The sequence below is a fragment of the Streptomyces sp. NPDC050509 genome, assembly GCF_044457965.1.
GTDB lineage: Bacteria > Actinomycetota > Actinomycetes > Streptomycetales > Streptomycetaceae > Streptomyces.
The window spans coordinates 262,773-284,000 of the sequence record NZ_JBITHL010000004.1 but is presented as its reverse complement, the minus strand read 5'-3'; the positions used below and the strand labels follow the sequence as shown (position 1 = coordinate 284,000).

Sequence of the window (21,228 nt, the reverse complement as noted above, 5' to 3'; positions counted from 1 at the left end):
TGCCGCGCACCATGGACGCATGACCGACACCCCGGCACGGCTCCTGAGGCTGCTCTCCCTCCTCCAGACCCCGCGCGAGTGGCCGGGCAGTGAGCTGGCCCAGCGGCTCGACGTCAGCGCGCGCACCATCCGCCGCGACATCGACCGGCTGCGCGCCCTCGGATACCCCGTGGAGGCCACGATGGGGGCGATCGGGGGCTACCGGCTGGTCGCCGGTACGGCCATGCCCCCGCTGCTCCTGGACGACGAGGAGGCCGTGGCCATCGCCGTCGGGCTGCGGGCCGGGGCGGGCCACGCCGTCGAGGGCATCGACGAGGCGTCCGTACGCGCCCTGGCCAAGCTGGAGCAGGTGCTGCCGTCCCGGCTCAGGCACCGCGTCTCCACCCTCCAGACGGCGACGACGCCGCTCACCCGCGGGGACGGCGCGACCATCGATCCCCACACCCTCACGGTCATGGCCGGCGCCGTCGCGGGCACGGAGCGGCTGCGCTTCGGCTACCGCTCCGGCGACGGTACGGAGACGAGGCGGCAGGTCGAGCCGTACCGCCTCGTCTCGACCGGCAGTCGCTGGTATCTCGTGGCGTACGACCTGGAGCGCGACGACTGGCGTACGTTCCGGGTCGACCGGGTCAGCGAGCCCTTCCCGACCGGCGCCAGGTTCCCACCGCGCGAGCTGCCCACCGGGAACGCGGACGCGGCGCAGTTCCTGAGCCGGTCCATGTCACGGTTGCAGCCCCGGATGGACGTGGACGTCACCTTCCGGGCGCCCGCGGAGTTCGTGGTGGCCCGGCTGCCGCCGTATCTGCCCGCGCCCACACCCACCGGGCCGGACTCCTGCCGGCTGCGCACGACCGTGACCGACTCGCTGGAGTGGTTCGCGCTGCGCCTGGCTCTGGTGGACTGCGAGTTCACCGCGCACGCCCCGGCACAGCTCACGGGGTATCTGTACGAGCTGGGGACGAGGCTGACCCGGGCCGCCGCACCGACGGGGTAGCGGGAGAAGCGGAGAAGGCCAAGAAGGCGGAGGAGGCACGGAGGACAGAGGGGAGCCCCGGCACCTGGGGGGGGTTGGTGCCGGGGCTCGTCTCTGGGGGCCGACGGATCAGCCGTCCCGTACCGCTCGGAGAGACAGTACGAGTAAGGGGGACACTACGGCCACAGAACGGCGACGTCACGCCGCCGCGTCGAAGCCGGTGTCCCGAGCCATCTTTTTCAGCTCCAGCAGCGCGTGCTTCTCGATCTGGCGGATCCGCTCCCGCGTCAGGCCGTGCTGCTTGCCGACCTCGGTCAGCGTGCGCTCGCGGCCGTCTTCGATGCCGTACCGCATCTTGATGATCGACGCCGTGCGCTGGTCGAGCTTGCTGATCAGGTCCTCCAGCTCCTCGCTGCGCAGCAGCGTGAGCACGGACTGCTCGGGCGAGACCGCGGAGGTGTCCTCCAGCAGGTCGCCGAACTGGGTGTCCCCGTCGTCGTCGACCGACATGTTCAGGCTGACCGGGTCACGGGCCCAGTCCAGGACGTCGATGACGCGCGCCGGGTTCGAGTCCAGCTCCGCGGCGACCTCCGTGGGCTCCGGATCGCGGCCGTGCTCGCGGTTGAACTCGCGCTGTACGCGGCGGATCCTGCCCAGCTCCTCCACCAGGTGGACGGGGAGCCTGATCGTGCGCGACTGGTCGGCTATGGAGCGCGTGATGGCCTGGCGGATCCACCAGGTCGCGTACGTCGAGAACTTGAAGCCCTTGGCGTAGTCGAACTTCTCCACCGCGCGGACCAGTCCCGCGTTGCCCTCCTGGATGAGGTCCAGCAGGGGCAGGCCGCTGCGCGGGTAACGGCGCGCGACGGCCACCACGAGGCGGAGGTTCGAGCGTATGAAGACGTCCTTCGCGCGTTCGCTCTCGGCGACCAGCGCCTCCAGCTCCTCGCGCGAAGCGCCGCGCGCCTCGCTCTCCACCTCTCCGTCGAGGATCTGCCGGGCGTAGACCCCGGCCTCGATGGTCTGGGACAGCTCGACTTCCTTCGCTGCGTCGAGCAGCGGCGTACGAGCGATCTCGTCGAGGTACATGCCGACCAGGTCGCGGTCGGCGATCTCCCCGCCTACGGCGCGAACACTGCTTGCCGCTTTCGCCCCGCCGGAGGCGGAACGACGGGCGACGGCACGGGTTGCCATGCGAGCTCCCTTACTGAACTGAGTAGGTCGCGACACCCTTCCGGGTGCCCTGCATCCGTTGGAAACAACGACTGGAATCCGGACAGAATTCCCATGGCGTGCATAGATTTTGTGATCATGCAGTACCCTGTGCCGCCGACCGAGTGACCCGCGCCCTCTGCCGGGCACAGAACCGCAGGTCAGGGCAGTTGCCGAGACGGATGCCGACCGCGCTCCGCGAAGAGCGCGACCGGCGACTTCAGCAGCTCCGGTCACTTCTTGAAGACGATTCGCATGCGGCTTTGGTTGCTCAGGGCGTCCCCGGACGCCCTCCGGACACCCTCGGACGCCCCCCGCACCCTCGCGACCGTCCGCATGGACGCCCGCACGTCCGCGCCTTCCCCGCCCCTCCCCGGGCATTCCCCGGCCCGGCCGAAGATCCTCGGCCGGAGATCAGCCGGAGGTCAGCCGGAGATCCTCAGCCGAACTGGACCGACCGCTTCGCCAGGCCCAGCCAGAAGCCGTCGATGACGCTCCTGCCGGTGCCCAGCTCGTCCTGCGCGGCGCCGAGCGTCACGAACAGCGGGGCGAAGTGTTCGGTGCGGGGGTGGGCCAGCCGGCCGGACGGGGCCTTGTGCTCGAAGTCGAGCAGGGCGTCGACATCCTGCGCCTGGAGGGCCCGCGTGCCCCAGTCGTCGAACTCCGCCGACCAGCCGGGCACGCCGCCGCCCGGGTGGCGCAGCGCGGCGAGGTTGTGGGTGAAGAAGCCGCTGCCGACGATCAGGACGCCCTCGTCCCGCAGCGGGGCCAGCTTGCGCCCGATCTCCAGCAGCTTGCGCGGGTCGAGCGTCGGCAGGGAGATCTGGAGCACGGGGATGTCCGCCTCGGGATACATCTCGACGAGCGGTACGTACGCCCCGTGGTCCAGCCCGCGGTCCGGCACGTCCTGTACGGGGGTGCCGGCGCCGCGCAGCAGTTTCCGTACGGAGTCGGCGAGCTCCGGCGCGCCCGGGGCGTCGTAGCGCACCTGGTAGTAGTGCTCGGGGAAGCCCCAGAAGTCGTACACAAGCGGTACGGAGACGGTCGCGCCCAGCGCGAGCGGGGCCTCCTCCCAGTGCGCCGAGACCATCAGGACGGCCTTGGGGCGGGGCAGCGTCGCCGACCAGGCCGCCAGCTCCCCGGGCCAGACCGGGTCGTCGGCCAGGGGCGGGGCCCCGTGGGAGAGGTAGAGGGCGGGCATGCGCTCGGCAACGGCGTTCATGGTGACTCCCGGGGTCATCCGTGTCGACGTCCACGCGTCCCCCACCCGGACGTCTACTTGAAAGCTCAAGCATTCATTACTTATCAGCTTAACCAGATCTAGTTTAATTTTCAAGAATGAGTAGAGTGGAGTACATGAGCATGGCATCTACCGGCAGCGGCGCCGGCCCAGGCGAGGACACCAGCGGAGAACCCGAGGCCCGGGCGGAGGAAACGCGCTGGCTGAGCGACGAGGAGCAGCGCGTCTGGCTGACGTACGTCCAGGCGACGACCCTGCTGGAGGACCACCTCGACCGTCAGCTCCAGCGTGACGCGGGGATGCCGCACATCTACTACGGGCTTCTCGTCAAACTCTCGTCGGCGCCGCGCCGCCGGCTGCGGATGACGCAGCTCGCCATGGAAGCCAAGATCACCCGCTCGCGGCTCTCCCACGCGATCGCGCGGCTGGAGGAGAACGGCTGGGTCCAGCGTGAGGAGTGTCCCTCCGACAAGCGGGGACAGAACGCGTTCCTGACGGACCAGGGCTTCAGGATGCTGCAGCGGTCGGCGCCCGGCCATGTCGCCGCGGTACGCCAGGCGATCTTCGACCGGCTCACCCCGGAACAGGTCGGTCAGCTCGGCGAGATCATGCGGGTGATGGCGGAGGGGCTGCAGCCCGAGGGGACGGGCGCGGATCTGCCCTGGCGCCGCTGACTCCGAGGATCCGGGGATCCGGGGAGTGGCGGCGCCAGGGCGGGCCGCGGGGGCGGCCGTTCCGCCTTTCGCTTCCGGCGGGTGCGTATCAGCGAGCGCGGGCCCGCGGGTGCGGGCCCGCGAGCGCGGGCCGGCGGGTGCGTGTCGGTCAGTGCATCGCGACCGGGACCTGCACCTCGTCCGCCGCCGCGCCCTCCTCACCGGCCGCGCCGGGAGCGCCTGTGGAGGAGCCGGGGCGGCCGGTGTTGATGAAGGTGATCGCGATCGTCGCCGCGACGGCGAGGATGCCGACCGCCCACCAGATGGCGCTGGAGAATCCGGCCACCAGGGCACGCATCTGGAGGAGCCGCTCGTCGCCCGCGGTGGCCGCGTGCGTGGCGAGGTACGAGGTCGTGGCCGAGGCCGCGATCGTGTTCAGCAGGGCGGTACCGATCGCGCCGCCCACCTGCTGCGAGGTGTTGACCATCGCCGAGGCGACGCCCGCGTCCCGCGGCTCGATGCCGAACGTCGCGAGCGACATGGCCGGCATGAAGGCCGTACCCATACCGAGGCCCAGCAGGAGCTGGCCCGGCAGGATCACACCCGTGTACGAGGAGCCGAGGTCGAGCCGGGTCAGCAGCAGCATGCCGACGGCCGCGACGAGGAAGCCGGGGCCCATCAGGTAGCGCGGCGGGACCCGGGTCATCAGCCGGGCGCCGATCTGGGTCGAGCCCGTGATCATGCCCGCGATCATCGGGAGGAAGGCGAAGCCCGTCTTGACCGGCGAGTACCCCTGCACGACCTGGAGGTAGTACGTCAGGAAGAGGAACAGGCCGAACATCGCGATGATGGCCAGGCCCAGCGAGAGGTAGACGCCGGCGCGGTTGCGGTTGGTCACCACGCGCAGCGGCAGCAGCGGGGCCTTGACCTTCGACTCGACGACCGTGAAGAGGAAGAGCAGGGCCACGGCCGCCACGAAGAGCGTGATGGTGACGGGGTCGCTCCAGCCGTCGGACTCGGCGCGCGTGAAGCCGTACACCAGCGAGACCAGGCCCAGCGTGGAGAGGACGACGCCGGGGATGTCGAGCGCGGAGCGGTTACGGCCGGAGGCGGGCTCGCGGATCACGAAGTACGCGCCGAGCGCGGCCACGATCGCGAACGGGATGTTGACGAAGAACGTCCACCTCCAGTCCAGGTATTCGGTGAGGAACCCACCGAGGATCAGCCCCACGGCGCCACCGCCACCGGCGATCGCACCGAAGATGCCGAACGCCTTCGCGCGCTCCTTGGCGTCGCTGAAGGTCACCGCGAGCAGCGAGAGCGCGGCGGGCGCGAGCAGCGCGCCGAAGGCGCCCTGGAGCGCGCGGGCGCCGAGCAGCATCGCCTCGCCGGTCGCGGCGCCGCCGATGGCGGACGCGGCGGCGAAGCCGATCAGGCCGGTGACGAAGGTGCGCTTACGGCCCCACAGGTCGGCGATGCGTCCGCCGAAGAGCAGCAGACCGCCGAAGGCGAGGGCGTAGGCGGTGATGACCCACTGCTTGTTGCCGTCGGATATCCCCAGGTCCTGCTGGGCGGAGGGCAGCGCGATGTTCACGATGGTCGCGTCGAGCACGACCATGAGCTGGGCCAGGGCGATGAAGATGAGCGCTTTCCAGCGGCCCGGGTCGGGGGCGGACAGGGCGCCCGGATCGGGAAGCCGCTTCTCGGCTGTTTTTGACATGGAGGTATCCACCTAAGGATGCAGAAAGGGCGAAACGTACGTAAGTACAGGCGACGCTGCGGGACTTACGAAGTCATGGCGGGCTGATGGCGACGGCGTGAAGCCGTCACGGGCAGCGCGTGGCCTTCTGGCGGGCCCTGCGCTGGGACGTGTAGGGAGACGTGTGAGTGAGACGCGTCAGTGCGATGCCTCAGTCAGTCGGTCAGTCAGTCAGTGCGATGCGTCAGTTGCGATGCGTCAGTGAGGTGAGTGGCGTGGCCGGTGCGAGGGACCCGCGGGGTGTGAGCGTCCGGTGCGGTGGCCGGGACGGCTCGGTCGCGCGCGGGCCTTGATCCGTTGTCGCTGGTTCTTCGCCTCTTCGGCTCTTTTGGTTCTTCGATTCTTGGTTCTTGGTTCTTTGATTCTTCTTTGACTCTTGGTTCTTTGGTTCAGGGGCGCGTCACGGAGCGGCGCGGCGCAGATCCTCCAGGGTCGCGGCCGAGCCGGGCAGTTCGGACCGGGCGGGGGCCTCCAGGCCGTCCAGGAAGAGCTGGAGGTTCCGGTGCACGAACCGGTCCATCGTGAGGCAGCCGCTGTCGGGCAGCGGCCGGGTGAGCTGGGAGAGCGCGATCATGAGGTCGCCGACCTCGACATCGGGACGGAGTCGCCCCGCCTGCCGTGCCCGCTCCATCAGCCCTTCGACGGCGCCTTCGAGGCGGCGCCGTTCGGCGTCCAGGTCGGGACGCCTCCTGTCGAACGCCTCGGAGAGCATCGGACAGAGCGCCCCGATCCGTTCGTCGGCCGCGGTGTGGGCGAAGCGCCGCAGCGCGGTGAACGCGTCGGGCTCCTCGGCCTCGATCCGCTCCGCCTGGTCCGCGACGCGGACCAGGACCGAGCGGACGACCTCGTGCGCGAGGGTGTGCCGGTCGGGGAAATGCCGGTAGAGCGTGGCGTTGCCGATTCCGGCCCGGCGGGCGATCTCGTCGAGCGGCGCCTCGGAGCCGTACTCCACGTACACCTCACGGGCCGCCGCCACGATCCGCTCCCGGTTGCGCAGCGCGTCCGCGCGCGGCCGGGGGACGCGGCGTGCCGCCGGTCCTACGGCCGCGGCAGCAGCGACGGCAGCCTCGATGGCGGCGGTGGTGGCGGTCACGTCGGGCCCCTTCCCAGCTTTCGGTTCCTCGGTCTGCGTGGCCCCCGGCGCCCGGGGACGTAGATGCAAACGGGGAACTTGTCCCCGGTTATTTCGGCCACCCGTGTGACCTGAGTCACATATCCACGTTTACGGCTTTTGCCCCGATCGGCGCACCCAGCGAGCGCCGACACACCGACCGACGGAGGGTGATCGAACGGAGGACAGCCGGGACGGCAGGCTGCCGAGACCGAAGGCGACCGTATGCAGCAGAGGCGTCTCATACCCATCACCGGCTCCCGCCGTCTCTGCGCCCTCGCCGGCCTCGCGACGCTCACCCTCGCCGCCCTGACCAGCGCGAGCGGTACCCTCCCCTCCCCCCACCGCGCCTCGTCGGGGCCCGGCGCGGTCAAGGACACGAGCCGCGGCCCGTGCCGCATCTCCGCCGCCACGGCCGTCCAGATGTCGGAGGGGCTGCCCACCCCGCCCGGCTACTCCCGCTCGACCGGCAGGATCCGCGCCCTCAACCTGATGATCGACTTCTCGGACGCGCCGGGCCCGGGGAAGGCGCTCGACCGGCTCGCCGAGTTCTTCCCGAAGACGTCGGAGTGGTTCAGGACCAGTTCGTACGGGCGCCTGGAGTACCGTGCCGAGGCGCCGATCAAGAACTGGCTGCGGATGCCGCTGCCGTTCGCGGAGTACGGGATAGCGCGCGGCGCGCCGTACGAACCCGGCTACCGGCAGCTCGTCGACGACATCGTGGCCGCCGCCGACCCGCGGGTGGACTTCACCGCGTACGACCTGGTCAACATCCTGGTGACGCCCAACGCCGGCCCCTCGGCCCTGGACACCGTCCTGTCCGTCACCTTCTCCGGCAACGCGGACGCCCCGCAGGCGGACGGTGTCCCGCTCGCCAACACGTCCTTCGTCTACAGCCGCCAGGACGACGGCTCCGGCTCGTACGGCGACACCGGCTACCGGGTCCTGCCGCACGAGAACGGCCATGTCTTCGGCCTCCCCGACCTCTACACGGTGGACGGCGGCGGCTCGGTCGGGCACTGGGACATCATGTCCGAGGACTGGGGCGCCAACAACGATCTGCTGGGCTGGCACAAGTGGAAGCTCGGCTGGCTCGACGACGAGCAGATCGGCTGCGCGTCGGGGCAGGGCAGCAGCGACTTCCTGCTCGGGCCGCTGGCGACGTCGGGCGGCCCCAAGATGGCCTTCGTGCCGGTCTCCCAGGAGTCGGGGTACGCGGTGGAGGTACGGACGCGGGCCGGCAACGACGAGGCGGTCTGCGAACCGGGCGTGCTGGTCTACCGCGTGGACGCCGCCGTGGACACCGGGCGGGGTCCGGTCACCATCGCGGACAGCAAGGAGAACAGCGGCGGCTGTACGCGGCGGCCGAACGTCCACGCGGAGCTGTCGGACGCGCCGTACCGGCCGGGGCAGTCCTTCGTGGACCGCGACAACCGCATCCGGATCTCGGTGCTCTCGCAGGAGCCGGACGACCACTTCAGGGTGCGGGTGACCCGGTCCTGACGCGCCCGTCGCCGAGGGTCGCGGTGACGCCGGTGGCGAACCAGCCGTCCCGGGCCGGGACCCCGTCCGCCGGTTTCCCGCCCCAGTAGCCGCGTACGAGGGACTGGCCGCGCAGCCACAACTCCCCCGCCCCGTCGACCCGTACCTCCGTGACGGGGGTGGGGCGGCCCCCGGCGAGCACGGCGCCGCAGGTCTCCGGCAGGCCGAAGGTGTCACCGGAATCGGAGACACCGCTACCGCTCCGCGGCCCGTCCGTGACGCGGAGCGCGCCGCCCGCCGCCATCGCCGCGTACACGCGGGTGAGCGCCTCGACGCGGGAGAAGGGGTACGTCAGCGGCGTGACCGGGACAGGTCCGAGGCCCGGGATCTCCCGGCGTTCGAGGGCGGCGACGGTGGCGAGGAAGCGCGCGTTCATCGCGGCCCCGGCCTGCGCGAGCTGCGTGGCGACGGCGCCCCGGAGCCGGCCGGACGGCCCCGGCACGTAGCTGATCGTGGCGTCGTCCTCGGCCCGCACCTCGACATCGGGCGGGGCGGTGTACCGACCGGCGGCGGGCAGGTCCTCGTACCGCTCGGTCCCCGCCTCCACCGCTCCCCCGTGGTGGCGGACGACGGTCCGTACGGCCCCCGCCCCCTGGCGCGCCGCCCAGCGCCGCACGCGCGGCAACCGCTCGCCGTCCACGAGGAGCACGCGCGGTGCGCAGTCGTCCAGCGCGTACGTGAACTCGTCCTCGGCCCATGTGGCGTCCAGCGGTACGGCGACCAGCCCGGCCAACTGGGCGGCCCAGAAGGCGGTCTGCCACTCGGGGCGGTCGCCCATCGCGAGGGCGGCGCGGTCGCCGGGCCGCAGTCCGTACGCGTCCACGAAGTGGTTGGCCAGGGCGGTGGCGGCGGCGAAGAACTCCCCGTACGTGTACGTGGATTCGGCGCCCGGCCCGGCGTCCGGCTCGGCGCCCAGCAGGAACGGCCGGTCGCCGTAGGCCCAGGTCGCCTCGACGAACTCGCGCAGGGTGCGCGGCCCGTCCGCGTACACGAGCGAGCCGTTCTCCGTCCGTACGGTGGCGAAGGGCGCCCCGGGCGCGGACAGCGCGGCGACGGCCCGGTCGGTGCGGTCGGCGTGCGGCATGGTCATCCCCCTGGGCGGTCGCTCGGTACCCTACGCCGGGGCCGCGTGATCGACGCGCCTGATCGGTGGGAGAAGCAGTGGCTGTGGAATTCGGCGAGGGCGCCCATGCCGCGCAGCGGTGGTCGGCGCGGGTCTCGCTGGCCGCCTCCGGTGCGGCCGTACTGCTGCCGCTGGGGTACGCGGGAGCCGCGGCCAGCCTGCTGCTGATCGGGGCCATCCTGGCGGGGACCGCGCTCACCGCGGCGGCCGTCTGGTGGGTCCTGACCCGTCGCGGGGCCGCCCGGGTGGGGGCGATGGTGCTGGCCGTGGCGACGCCGCTCACCGTCATCGCGGTCTTCGAGGCGGCGAATCTGCTGTGGCTGGTCCTGGTCTGTGCCGCGCTGTGGGCGGTGGCCGTCTGGACGGGCCGCACCGCGCTCAGCAGTACGGGCGCCACGCGCACCACCGCCATGAGGGAACACGAGACGCCGTCGCCCCGGCGCCCGTTCCTCATCATGAATCCGCGTTCCGGCGGCGGGAAGGTCGGCAGGTTCGGGCTGCGGGAGAAGGCGGAGCGGCTCGGCGCACAGGTCGTCCTGCTCGATCCGGACCACCCGCAGGACGTCGCCGCCCTCGCCCGTCGGGCCGCCGACGACGGGGCCGATCTGCTGGGTGTGGCGGGTGGCGACGGGACACAGGCGCTCGTCGCGGCCGTGGCGGCGGAGCGGGGGCTTCCGTTCCTGGTGATCTCCTCCGGGACCCGTAACCACTTCGCGATGGACCTCGGGCTCGACCGGGAGACCCCGTCGGCCTGCCTGGACGCGCTGACCGACGGCGTCGAGCTCCATGTCGACCTCGGCTTCGCGGGCGGGCACCCCTTCGTCAACAACGCTTCCTTCGGGGCGTACGCGGCGGTCGTGCAGAGCCCCGCCTACCGCGACGACAAGGTACGCACCACGCTCGACCTGCTGCCCGAACTGCTGACGCACGAGCGCGGCCCGCTGCTGACCGCCACCGCCGCCGACACCGGCGGGGCGCCCGTCACCGTCACCGGCCCGCAGGCCCTGCTGGTGAGCAACAACCCGTACCGCACGGAGGATCCGGCCGGTCTGGGCCGGCGCGAGCGGCTGGACGCGGGCGTGCTCGGGGTCCTCGGCGTACGGGTCGACAGCGCGGCGGAGGCCGCCGGGCTGCTGCGCGGCCGGCAGTCGGCCGGACTCACGGTCCTGACGGCCCACCAGGTCACGGTGGACGCCGACCGGGCGGAGATAGAGGTCGGCGTCGACGGGGAGGCGCTGGTGCTGCCCGCGCCCGTTCAGTGCCGCATCGAGCCCGGCGCCCTGCGCGTACGGGTCCCCAGGAACCGGCCCGGCGTCCCGCCGGTGCAGCCGCCCCTGGACCGGCGGCGGCTGCGCAAGCTGGCCGCGGCGGTCGGACGTACGGCGGTCGCACGGCGGGAGCGCCCCGCCGGGTAGGCGCGGCCACGTACGGGGGGCGGGCACCTCTAGCGCGGCGCGAGGGCGGCGAAGGCCTCGTCCAGGAGGTCGACCAGGTCCAGTCGGCCGTCGGACTCGCTCCAGTGGTCGACGGCGACGTTCAGACAGTCCAGCGCGGCGGCGACCCGGACCGACAGGACCAGCGACGCGGGCCCGTCGGAGCCGCCGCGCTCGGCGAGGGCCTCGGTCAGGGCCGGGCGCCAGCCGTGCTGCTTCTCCAGTTGCCGCGCGCACAGGGCCGGGGTGTCCTGGACGAGGCGCGCGATCGCGAGCGTGCCGGCCGGGTCCTGGCGGTACTGGTCGGCGACGGTGTCCAGCGCGCGCCGCAGCGCCGTCCAGTCGTCCTCGTCGGCGGGCCGGGCGCGCAGCGCGTCGGCGACCTGTGTGCCGTGCGTGTCGAAGGCGCCGAGGACGGCCTCCTCCTTGGTGTGGAAGTAGCGCAGGAACGTGCTGCGCGACACCCCCGCGGCGGCGGCCAGTTCGACCACCGTGACCTGGTCGAAGCCCTCGCGGCAGAACAGCTCGAAGGCCACCTGGGCCAGCTCCGCCCGGACGGCTGCCCGTGCGATGTCCCTGCTCGTGCGCGCGGAGCCGCGCGCAGCGCCCGGTCCGCCTGGTTCACCCGCTCCGTCCATCCCGCGATCGTACCTTCCCTCCGACCCTGGATTGCAGGAGTGAGTCACAGACTCTATTGTGACACTGAGTTTCACATAAGCGATTCGTGTTCACGATCGAGACGGAGATGCGGCACCATGTCCGAGAACCAGGACCAGAGCGAGTTGCGTTCCGAGCCCCCGGCCCAGCCGAACATCGAGACCCTCGGGCTCATCGGCACCGGCATGATCGGCAGTGTGCTGGCCCGCCTCGCCGTCGCCGCCGGCCTGAATGTCGTCCTGAGCAACTCGCGCGGCCCCGAGACCCTGGCCGACCTCGTCGCCGAACTCGGCGAGCAGGCGCGGGCGGCCACGCCCGCCGAGGCAGCCCGCGCCGGCGACCTGGTCGTGGCGACGATCCCGCTGCGCGCCTACACGCGGCTCTCCCCGACGGACCTGGCGGGCAAGGTCGTCATCGACACGATGAACTACTACCCGGAGCGCGACGACCGCATCGCCGAGCTGGACGCGGCCGAGCTGACCACCAGCGAGCTGGTGCAGCGGCACCTGGCCGGCTCCCGGGTGGTCAAGGCGTTCAACAACATCGACTTCCGCCGCCTGTTCACCAGCGCCCGGCCCGCCGGCGCCGCCGACCGCAGCGCCCTGCCCCTCGCCGGTGACGACGCGGAGGCGAAGGCGCGGGTGGCGCGGCTGCTGGACGTGCTCGGCTACGACGCGGTGGACATCGGTCCGCTCGCGGAGAGCTGGCGCAGCGAGCCGGGCACCTCGGTCTACGTACTGCCGTACATGGCGGCGCGACCCAAGGGGATGGACGAGGAGGCGACCGGACGCTGGTTCTTCGAGACCCCGGGGGTCACGCTCTCCGCCGACCGGGTCAGGGAACTGACCGCCACGACCGACCGCGCCCCGGCGGGCGGCAGCAGCACGGCCATCACCGACGACTGAGCCGGACGGGCCCCACGCGCGCGGGCCCGGTCGGGGCACGCGCACGGGCCCGTGGCGCGGACGACCGCACCACGGGCCCGTAAGGCCTCATCCCTTGAACCGCCTCAGCGCTTCATGTGCCTCAGTGCCTCAGCGCCTCAACACTTCAGCGCTTCATGTGCCAGCGGATCCAGCCCGCCTGTCCGCCGTCGACGAGCAGGTCGGTGCCCGTGATGTAGAGCGACTGCGGACCGGCCAGGAAGGCCACGGCGTCGGCGATCTCCCCGGGCGTGCCCGTACGGCCCGCGCCGCACGCCTGGACCATCCTGAGCATGTGGCCGTCCGGATCCGCGTCGGCCTCCGCCTTCGACATCGCGGTGGAGATGACCCCCGGGCTGACGGTGTTGATCCGGGCGCCCTTCAGGTTCCAGGCGAGCGCCGCGGCCTCCACCCGTACGTGGTTGGCGCGCTTGGCCAGGATGTACGCGGCCGTCGCGTCCTCCCCGACGGCGGCGACCGCGCCGAGACCGAGCAGTTCCTCCGCCGGGGCCGTCGCGAGGACGGCCTCGTCCTCGCGGCTCAGCGAGGCGTAGTGTCCGGCCATGCTGGAGACACAGACGAGCGAGGTGCCGCGGACGGCCACCCGCTCGAACGCGTCGATCACGTACACCGTGCCGAGCAGGTCGACGTCGAAGATCTTCCGCGACGACGCGGTGGCGGCGGCGACGCCCGCCGTGTGCACGACGGCCGTCAGCCGGCCCTCGCCCGCGGCCGAGTCCGCCAGCTTCTCGACGGACGCCCGGTCGGACACATCGGTGAGCACGCCCCGCACGGCGTACCCCTCGGCGCTCAACGCGTCGACGGCCCGGTCGAGTTGGGTCTGCGAGGCGTCGGCGAGGATCAGGGTCCGCCCGCTGCCGAGCCGCCGTGCGACGGCCGACCCCATGCCACCCGCCCCGGTGACCACCACCACGTCCCGCGCGTCGTCGTACGTACGCTCCTGCATGAACGACCTCTTTCTCGTTGTCCGGTGAAGGGGTGAAGGGCGGTCAGGCCGCCTCGGTGGCCCCGGCCGGTACGGTCTCCTGCCAGGAGGCGCCCGCCGCGATGGCCTGGCGCCACTGCCGGATCTCCTTGGGCGGCATGCCGACCGCGAGGGCCCCGGTCACCCGGTCCCCGGTGCGGTACGCGGCCACGAACCGGCGCTCCGCCAGGTCCCCGGCGACCACGGTGACCTCGTCGTGGCCGCGCAGGTAGCCGTACGCCTGGATCTTCATGTCGTACTGGTCCGACCAGAAGTACGGCACGGGCGCGAACGGCTTGCGCGCCCCGGGAGCGGCAAGCAGGTTGCGGGCGGCGGCCATGCCCTGCTCGGCCGCGTGCGTACGGTGCTCGATCCGCATGTCGACGCCGAACAGCGGGTTGTGCCAGCGGGCCACGTCGCCCGCCCCGTACACACCGGGGGCGGCCTCGCAGTACGTGTCGCACACCAGCCCGTCCCCCACCGTCAGCCCGCTGTCCGCCAGCCACTCGGTGTTGGGCAGCGATCCGACGGCGACCAGGATCTCGTCGGCCTCGACCAGGCCGCCGTCGGCGAGGAGCACGCCGTCCTCGGTGATCTCCTGTACGGAGACGCCGGTGCGCAGGTCCACGCCGTGCTCCAGGTGGGCCCGCGACAGCACCTCGCCGACCGCCGTGCCGACCGCGTGGGCCAGCGGTACGGGGGCGGGTTCGATCAGGGTCACGTGCGCGCCGAGCTGCCACGCCACGGCGGCGGCCTCCGCGCCGAGGAACCCGGCGCCGACCACGGCCAGCCGCCGCCCGGGGCCCAGCCGGTCCCGCAGCGCGAGCGCGTCGTCCAGGGTGCGCAGGACGTGGGCACCCTCGCCGGGCAGCCGCCGGGGCCGTACCCCGGTGGCCACGATCAGCCCGTCGTACGGCACCTGCGCGCCGTCCGCCAGCCGCACCGTACGGTCCGCGGTGTCCAGCCCGGTCGCCGCCACCCCCAGCCGCAGATCGAGGCCGAGGGCGTCGAGATCGGCGTACGGGCGCAGCGGCAGCCGCTCGGGGCTCCACTCGCCGGAGAGGATCTGCTTGGAGAGCGGGGGCCGGTCGTACGGGGCGTGCGGCTCCTCCCCGATCAGGGTGAGGGTGCCGTCGTACCCCTCCCTGCGCAGGGTCTCGACCGCCGCGAGCCCGGCGGCCGAGGCGCCCACGACCACGATCCGGTTCACTGCTCGACCAGTCGGATCGCGGCGGCCGGGCAGATCGCCACGGCCTCGCGCACCCCGTCGAGGAGGCCGTCGTCAGGGTGTTCCTCCAGCAGGATCGCGACGCCGTCGTCGTCCCGCTGGTCGAAGACCTCGGGGGAGGCCATCACGCACTGTCCCGCTGCTACGCATTTCGGCTCGTCCAGTTCAACACGCATGGTGTTCGCCTCTGTTCTGTTCGCTGTGGGGGGTTGATGGGGGGGGTGAGTTGACGGGGGGTCGTCGGGAGCGAGGGTCGGCGAGGGGTTACCAGGCGACCGGCAGGCTGTGCACGCCGTATGTCGTACCCGTGTGGTCGAACTCCAGATCCTCAAGGGCGGCGTCCAGCCGCAGCGTGGGGATCCGGCGGTAGAGCGTGCTGTAGACGACCTGGAGCTCCAGCCGGGCCAGGTTCTGGCCGAGGCACTGGTGCGGCCCGTAACCGAACGCCTGGTGCGTGCGTGCCTGGCGGGTCAGGTCCAGGCGCTGCGCCTCCGGGAACGCCTCCGGGTCCCAGTTCGCCGCGTGCAGGTCGAAGATCATGCCGTCGCCGGCCTTGATGACGACGCCGCCGATCTCGATGTCCGCCTTGGCGACGCGCCGTACCCCGGTCTGCACGATCGTCAGGTAGCGCAGCACCTCGTCGACCGCGTTGGCGACCACCTTCGGGTCGTCGGTCTCGCGCAGCAGGGCGAGTTGCTCGGGGTGCTGGAGCAGCGCCAGCGTGCCCAGGCTGATCATCGTCGCGGTGGTCTCGTGACCGGCGATCAGCATGGCGACGCCCATGTGGACGGCCTCGGTCCGGCTCATCTCACCGGCCTTGACCCGCCCGCCCATCTCCGAGAGGACGTCGTCGCCGGGGTTCTCCAGCTTCTCCCCGAGCAGCTTGTCCAGGTACGCCGCCAGCGCTCCGCTGACCTCGCGCGCCTTCTCCGGTGCCACCGAGCTGTCCAGCACCGTGCTGCTGCTGGTCTGGAAGAAGTCGTGGTCCTTGTACGGCACCCCGAGCAGCTCGGCGATCACGAGGGACGGCACCGGCAGGGCCAGCGCCTTGAGGAGGTCGGCGGAGGCCGGCCCGGCCAGCATCTCGTCGATCAGGTCGTCGACGATCTTCTGGATGGGCTCGCGCATCTTCTCGATCCGCTTGACGACGAACGGTCCGTTCACCGTCCGGCGCAGCCGGGTGTGCTCCGGCGCGTCCGTGTTCGTGATCATCCGCGGCGACACCGGGGCGATCATCGCCCGGTGCGCGTTGACGTACGGGAACCCCGGGTCGAGGTCGTCGTCGCTGACGCGGGAGTCGGTGAGCAGGGTGCGCTGGTCGGCGTGGCGGGTGATCAGCCAGGGCGTGCCGCCGTTCCAGATCCGCACCTTGGTGACGGGTTTCTCCGCGCGCAGCTCCTGCGCGGTGGGAGCCGGTGCCAGCGGGCACTGCGCGGCGCGCGGCATCGGGTACTCCGGCAGCGACTGGCCGCCGCCCGCGGGGCAGGTCAGGGTCTCGGTCATGGCGTCTCCTCCGTGCTGTGGGGGGCCGAGGTCCGGGAGGTTGAACAACTCGACTGCACCCCATGGAAAGGGAGTGGACTGACGCCCTCCAGCCAGTTACCTGACATAACCCTGACGTGACGCGAATCACATTTTGACGGGGGATCGTCCTGGTTCGTCAGGGATTGCCCGCAGGTAGGTCCGGCACCGTACCCGTACCTGTACCCGTACGGATCAGAGGGTCGGCCCGCAGGTGAGCAGGAGCGGGAGGACGGGCGCCGCGACCGACGCCGCCACGATCGCGAGCCAGGTCGCGCGGTGCGGCCTCGGCTGCGGTGCGAGGACCCGGCGCACCCGGATCAGCGTGCCGGGGCCGCCCGCGCCGAGTGCGCCACGTGGCGCCCGGCCCGCGGCGACCTCGCACATCGCGGCGGCCAGCGTCTCCCGGGGATGGCGGCGCAGCGCCCGGTCGTCCGCGGCCATCTCCAGCAGCAGCGCGGTCTGCGCCGTGGCGTGCCGGGCGAGCGGCAGGCCGGGGAAGGCGCGGGCGAACGCGTCGGCCGCCATGCGCGGCAGATGGTGACGGCCCGCGAGATGCGCGTGCTCGTGGGCGAGGACGGCGCGGAGCTGTTCGTCGGAGAGGACGTCCAGCGCGCCGCGCGAGACGACCACGCGGCGGCGTCGCCCCGGCAGGCAGTAGACGGCCGGTACGTCGTGCTCCACGACGGTGGCGCCGTACTCGGGGGCCGGGACGCCGACGAGGGCGAGCAGGTCGAGCCGGCGCTGCCGGGCCCGGCGCGAGCGCCACGCCGTGCGCAGCAGCCAGCCCAGCGGAAGGAGCGCGACCGCCACCGGGACCAGGAGGGCGACGTCTCCGCCGTCCGGGGACGTCGTACCACCGGCGGAGGACGGGGCGGAGGCGCCCCCGGGACCACCGGGACCACCCGGACCGGCCGGACCACCGGCGCCATCGGGACCGGCCGGGGCCTCCGCCGCCACGCCGCAGATGCTGAGCAGCCCGACGAGGCCCCGGTGCACATGCTCCTCGGTCAGCACCAGGTGGTACGCGGCCAGCGCGACGGAGACCACGAAGGTCACCATCAGCCCCTGCCAGGCCAGGACCGCCACGGCCGGGGCGCGGTGCGCCCAGCGCGCCCTCGCCAGCCCGTACGGCACCACGGCGCCCACCAGAACCGCGTACCCGGTCAGTGCCAGGGCCGCGATCACGCCCCGCTCCGCCGCTTCGCCGTCCGCAGGGCGGCCCGCAGCGCGTCGGCCTCCTCCGGCGTGATCTGCTCCACGAAGCTGACCAGGGCGCCCGCGGGGTCCGGGTTGCCGCCGAGGGCGTCCTGCATCAGGGCCGCCGTGTACTGCTGGCGGGTGCCGGTGGGTTCGTACACCCAGGCCCGGCCCTCCTTCTCGCGCCGGAGCATGCCCTTGCGGTGGAGGATGTCGGCCACGGTCTTGACCGTGCTGTAGGCGAGGGGGCGCTTCTTGTTGAGGTCGGTCAGCACGTCGCGCGCGGTGGCCGGCCGGCCCCAGGCCCAGAGGCGGTGCATGATCTCCGCCTCCAGCTCGCCAAGCTGTCGCACAACCGCTCCCCTCACTCCCGGACCGCTCATCGTAGCTTCCGGGCCGCCCCGGAACGAGAAGAGCCAATCGACTTAGCAGTACAGCAGAGTGGGCATCACCAACGGCCGCGTGGCACGGGAGGAGAAGGTCACCATCTGCGGCCGGAGCACCCATCCTTGGAACAGGAGAGCTAACCTGCTTAGTATTCGAACGTCAGACAGAAGGAGCTGCTCCATCGTGGCGTCCCACCGCCGTCCCAAGCCGCAGCGCAATGCCTACGGAACGATGCTCACGGCCACCGCCACGGCCGCGGTCGCCCTCTCGGCGCAGTCCGCCTCGGCCGACCCCCTCCCGGACCCGACCAAGAAGGGCGTCAAGGCGCAGGTCGACCGCCTCTACGAGGAGGCCACGCAGGCGACCGAGAAGTACAGCGGCGCGAAGGAGAAGGCCGGCACCCTCCAGAAGGAGGTCGACGCCCTCCAGGACGCCGCCGCCCGCAAGCAGGCGGATCTCAACGAACTGCGCGACCGTATCGGCACGATGGCCGCCGACCAGTACCGCAGCGGCGGCCTCGCCCCGTCCATGCAGCTCCTGCTCTCCTCCGACCCGGACGCCTATCTGGACCAGGCGACCCTCATGGACCAGCTCGGCGCCCGCGACGTGAGCGACCTCCAGCAGTTCCAGACCCAGCAGCGCGAGGTACGGCAGCAGCGCGCGCAGGCCGCCACGAAGCTGACGGAACTCAGTGAGACGCGGGCCGAGTTGGGCCGTAAGAAGAAGGAGATCCAGGGCAAGCTGGCCACGGCGCAGAAGCTCCTCAACACGCTCAGCGCCAAGGAGCGGGCCAAGATCACCGAGCAGGAGGACCGCGCCAACCGGGACAGCGCCCGCGTGGACCTGGGCAACGAGGCCAGCGCGTCGTCGCGGGGCGCCGCGGCGTTCGCCGCCGCCAAGAGCCGGGTCGGCATGCCGTACGTGTGGGGCGCCACCGGGCCCGGCTCCTTCGACTGCTCCGGTCTGACCTCCTGGGCCTTCAAGCAGGCCGGTGTCTCGATCCCCCGCACCTCGCAGGCCCAGGCGGACGCCGGGACCCGTATCAACTCCCTCGGCGACCTCAGGCCCGGCGATCTCATCATCATGCGCACCGACCTGAGCCATGTCGGCTTCTACGCGGGCAACGGCCAGATCCTGCACTCGCCCAAGCCCGGGGCGCAGGTCCGTTACGAGTCGATCGCGCGCAGCGGTATGCCGTTCATGTGGGGCGTACGTATCTGACGCACCGCCATCCCACGCTCCGTCACCTCACACGCCGCCTGCCGCCCGGCGCCAGGCGGCGTCGCGCAGCAGGCGCAGGCCGTTGAGGCCGACGATGACGGTGGAGCCCTCGTGTCCGAGGACGCCGAGGGGCAGCGGCAGATGGCCGGCCAGGTCCCAGACGACCAGGCCGGTGATGAACACGCCCGCGATGACCAGGTTCTGGACCACGAGGCGGCGGGCCGCGCGGGAGAGGGCGACGACGGCGGGGACGGTGGCGAGTTCGTCGCGGACGACGACGGCGTCGGCGGTCTCCAGCGCGAGGTCGGAGCCGGCCCGGCCCATGGCGACACCGGCGTGCGCGGCGGCCAGCGCGGGGGCGTCGTTGACACCGTCGCCGACCACGAGCACCCGGCGTCCGGCCGCCTCCCACTCCCGTACGGCGGCGACCTTGCCCTCGGGCAGCAGTCCGGCGCGTACGTCGGTGATGCCCGCCTCGGCGGCGAGGCGGGCCGCGGCGCGCGGGTTGTCGCCGGTCAGCAGCGTCGGCGCGGTGCCGGTCAGGGCGGTGAGGGCGGCGACGGTGGCGGCGGCGTCGGGGCGCAGCCGGTCCGCGATGCCCAGCACACCGACGGGAACGCCGTCGCACCGGACGAGGACCGCGGTACGGCCCCCCTCCTCCAGCTCAGCGACGGCAGCGGCGGCGCATTCGCCTGCGGGCGCGCCACCGTCCCCGGCGTCCGGGAGCCGGGACGGGGCGCCGACCGTGACCGTACGGCCGTCGACGACGGCGGTCACCCCGACGCCGGGCGCGGAGGTGAAGTCCCGTACCTCCGCGAGCGCCAGGCCGCGTGCGCGGGCGGCGCCGACGACCGCGCGGGCCAGCGGGTGCTCGCTGGGGCGCTCGGCCGCCGCCGCCAGGCCCAGCAGCGCGTCCGCGGAGAGTCCGGAGCCGGGCAGCGGGAGGATGTCGGTGACCCGGGGGGTGCCTTCGGTGAGGGTGCCGGTCTTGTCCAGGGCCACCGTGTCGATCCGGCCGAGGCGTTCCATGACGACGGCGGACTTGACCAGGACCCCGTGGCGTCCGGCGTTGGCGATGGCGGAGAGCAGCGGCGGCATGGTGGCGAGCACCACGGCGCACGGCGAGGCGACGATCATGAAGGTCATCGCCCGGAGCAGGGAGTCGGTCAGGTTCGCGCCGAAGCCCAGCGGGACCGCGAAGACGGCGAGGGTGGCGACGACGATGCCGACCGCGTAGCGCTGCTCGACCTTCTCGATGAAGAGCTGGGTCGGGGCCTTGGTCGCGGACGCCTCCTCGACCATCGCCACGATCCGGGCGATCACGGAGTCGGACGCGTCCCGTTCGACCGTGACCCACAGGGAGCCGGTCCCGTTGAGGGTCCCGGCGAAGACCTCGTCCCCGGTCGTCTTCGGTACGGGCAGGGGCTCGCCGGTGATGGTGGCCTGGTCGACCTCGCTCGCCCCGCCGGTCACCCGGCCGTCGGCCCCGACGCGCTCGCCGGGGCGGATGAGGAGGGTGTCGCCGACGACGAGGTCCCCGGTGGCGACGGTCCGCTCCTCGCCTCCGGCGTCCAGCCGGGTCGCGGTGGCGGGGGCGAGGTCGAGCAGTCCGCGTACGGAGTCGGCGGTACGCGCGGTGGCCAGGGCCTCCAGCGCGCCGGAGGTGGCGAAGATGACGATCAGCAGGGCGCCGTCCATCACCTGTCCGATGGCCGCAGCGCCGATCGCGGCGACGATCATGAGCAGGTCGACGTCGAGGGTCTTCTCCTTCAGCGCCAGCAGCCCCGCGCGGGCCGGTTCCCAGCCGCCGGTCAGGTAGGCCGCCGCGTACAGCGGGCCCCAGCTCCAGGCGGGGGCACCGGCCAGTTGCGCCGGGAGGGCGACCAGGAAGAGCGCCAGCGCCGTGGCCGCCCAGCGGGCCTCGGGCAGCGCGAGGACGCGGGTACGGCGACGGGGCGCGGCAGCACTCCGGCCGGGCTCGGCCGCGTCGGGGGCGGGGCGCTCGGTGAGGGCGGAAGACATGCGGGTTCCTTCGGCGGACGGCGGACGGCGGACGGCGG

At 72.5% G+C, this 21,228-nt stretch carries 19 protein-coding genes; 6 read left to right on the top strand and 13 right to left on the bottom strand.

The annotated features are described in order from the left end of the window. The first annotated feature begins 19 nt into the window (after positions 1–19). Entirely contained in the window at positions 20–994 is a 975-nt protein-coding gene (locus tag ACIBJC_RS13700; RefSeq protein WP_399291732.1) for a helix-turn-helix transcriptional regulator, read from the top strand. Between the two features lie 177 nt (positions 995–1,171). Here ACIBJC_RS13700 and ACIBJC_RS13695 read toward each other — a convergent pair whose 3' ends face one another. Further along, positions 1,172–2,167: an RNA polymerase sigma factor RpoD/SigA gene (locus ACIBJC_RS13695; RefSeq protein ID WP_399291730.1), complete on the bottom strand. Its 996-nt coding sequence runs from the start codon at positions 2,165–2,167 to the stop codon at positions 1,172–1,174. Positions 2,168–2,624: 457 nt separating this feature from the next. Further along, positions 2,625–3,407: a dioxygenase gene (locus ACIBJC_RS13690; protein ID WP_399291728.1), complete on the bottom strand. Its 783-nt coding sequence runs from the start codon at positions 3,405–3,407 to the stop codon at positions 2,625–2,627. 140 nt (positions 3,408–3,547) lie between these two features. On the opposite strand from ACIBJC_RS13690, the gene ACIBJC_RS13685 reads away from it, so the two are divergent. Beyond that, positions 3,548–4,099: a MarR family winged helix-turn-helix transcriptional regulator gene (locus tag ACIBJC_RS13685; RefSeq protein ID WP_399292324.1), complete on the top strand. Its 552-nt coding sequence runs from the start codon at positions 3,548–3,550 to the stop codon at positions 4,097–4,099. Between the two features lie 148 nt (positions 4,100–4,247). On the opposite strand, the gene ACIBJC_RS13680 is transcribed toward ACIBJC_RS13685, so the two are convergent. Both ACIBJC_RS13680 and ACIBJC_RS13675 read right to left on the bottom strand, forming a co-directional pair. Further along, a complete protein-coding gene (locus ACIBJC_RS13680) occupies positions 4,248–5,798 on the bottom strand; it encodes an MFS transporter (RefSeq protein WP_399291726.1) in 1,551 nt (516 codons plus the stop codon). 439 nt (positions 5,799–6,237) lie between these two features. Further along, on the bottom strand, positions 6,238–6,909 hold the full coding sequence (locus ACIBJC_RS13675; protein ID WP_399292323.1) for a TetR/AcrR family transcriptional regulator: 672 nt from the start codon (positions 6,907–6,909) through the stop codon (positions 6,238–6,240). Between the two features lie 264 nt (positions 6,910–7,173). Here ACIBJC_RS13675 and ACIBJC_RS13670 point away from each other — a divergent pair, with 264 nt between their 5' ends. Further along, positions 7,174–8,451: a M6 family metalloprotease domain-containing protein gene (locus tag ACIBJC_RS13670; RefSeq protein ID WP_399291724.1), complete on the top strand. Its 1,278-nt coding sequence runs from the start codon at positions 7,174–7,176 to the stop codon at positions 8,449–8,451. Here the strand turns inward: ACIBJC_RS13670 and ACIBJC_RS13665 are convergent. Continuing rightward, a complete protein-coding gene (locus ACIBJC_RS13665; protein WP_399291722.1) occupies positions 8,426–9,574 on the bottom strand; it encodes an AMP-binding protein in 1,149 nt (382 codons plus the stop codon). The two genes, ACIBJC_RS13670 and ACIBJC_RS13665, sit on opposite strands and share 26 nt — an antisense overlap. A gap of 77 nt (positions 9,575–9,651) precedes the next feature. On the opposite strand from ACIBJC_RS13665, the gene ACIBJC_RS13660 reads away from it, so the two are divergent. After that, positions 9,652–11,028, top strand: a complete 1,377-nt coding sequence (locus tag ACIBJC_RS13660; RefSeq protein ID WP_399291721.1) for a diacylglycerol/lipid kinase family protein — start codon at positions 9,652–9,654, stop codon at positions 11,026–11,028. Between the two features lie 29 nt (positions 11,029–11,057). On the opposite strand, the gene ACIBJC_RS13655 is transcribed toward ACIBJC_RS13660, so the two are convergent. Then, complete coding sequence (locus ACIBJC_RS13655; protein ID WP_399291719.1) at positions 11,058–11,684, bottom strand: TetR family transcriptional regulator; 627 nt, start codon at positions 11,682–11,684, stop codon at positions 11,058–11,060. 39 nt (positions 11,685–11,723) lie between these two features. Between ACIBJC_RS13655 and ACIBJC_RS13650 the strand changes: the two genes are divergently transcribed. After that, entirely contained in the window at positions 11,724–12,608 is an 885-nt protein-coding gene (locus tag ACIBJC_RS13650) for an NADPH-dependent F420 reductase (protein ID WP_399291717.1), read from the top strand. A 145-nt stretch (positions 12,609–12,753) separates the two neighbouring features. Here the strand turns inward: ACIBJC_RS13650 and ACIBJC_RS13645 are convergent, their stop codons facing one another. The 6 genes from ACIBJC_RS13645 to ACIBJC_RS13620 form a co-directional block, all read right to left on the bottom strand. Continuing rightward, positions 12,754–13,593, bottom strand: coding sequence for an SDR family oxidoreductase (locus ACIBJC_RS13645; RefSeq protein ID WP_399291716.1), 840 nt, complete (start codon positions 13,591–13,593; stop codon positions 12,754–12,756). Between the two features lie 43 nt (positions 13,594–13,636). After that, positions 13,637–14,821, bottom strand: coding sequence for an NAD(P)/FAD-dependent oxidoreductase (locus tag ACIBJC_RS13640; protein WP_399291714.1), 1,185 nt, complete (start codon positions 14,819–14,821; stop codon positions 13,637–13,639). Further along, positions 14,818–15,015 (bottom strand): ferredoxin, encoded by a 198-nt coding sequence (locus tag ACIBJC_RS13635; RefSeq protein ID WP_329822287.1) that lies wholly within the window; start codon positions 15,013–15,015, stop codon positions 14,818–14,820. The genes ACIBJC_RS13640 and ACIBJC_RS13635 overlap by 4 nt, the downstream gene beginning before the upstream one ends. Before the next feature lie 88 nt (positions 15,016–15,103). Next, entirely contained in the window at positions 15,104–16,342 is a 1,239-nt protein-coding gene (locus ACIBJC_RS13630) for a cytochrome P450 (protein WP_399291711.1), read from the bottom strand. A 213-nt stretch (positions 16,343–16,555) separates the two neighbouring features. Then, positions 16,556–17,548 carry a M56 family metallopeptidase gene (locus tag ACIBJC_RS13625; RefSeq protein WP_399291709.1) on the bottom strand — a complete coding sequence of 331 codons (993 nt, stop codon included), beginning with the start codon at positions 17,546–17,548 and terminating at the stop codon, positions 16,556–16,558. Continuing rightward, positions 17,545–17,913, bottom strand: a complete 369-nt coding sequence (locus tag ACIBJC_RS13620; protein ID WP_399291708.1) for a BlaI/MecI/CopY family transcriptional regulator — start codon at positions 17,911–17,913, stop codon at positions 17,545–17,547. The genes ACIBJC_RS13625 and ACIBJC_RS13620 overlap by 4 nt, the downstream gene beginning before the upstream one ends. A 217-nt stretch (positions 17,914–18,130) precedes the next feature. On the opposite strand from ACIBJC_RS13620, the gene ACIBJC_RS13615 reads away from it, so the two are divergent. Next, entirely contained in the window at positions 18,131–19,168 is a 1,038-nt protein-coding gene (locus ACIBJC_RS13615) for an NlpC/P60 family protein (RefSeq protein ID WP_399291706.1), read from the top strand. 27 nt (positions 19,169–19,195) lie between these two features. Here ACIBJC_RS13615 and ACIBJC_RS13610 read toward each other — a convergent pair whose 3' ends face one another. Beyond that, positions 19,196–21,190, bottom strand: coding sequence for a heavy metal translocating P-type ATPase (locus tag ACIBJC_RS13610; RefSeq protein WP_399291704.1), 1,995 nt, complete (start codon positions 21,188–21,190; stop codon positions 19,196–19,198). Positions 21,191–21,228 lie beyond the last annotated feature (38 nt).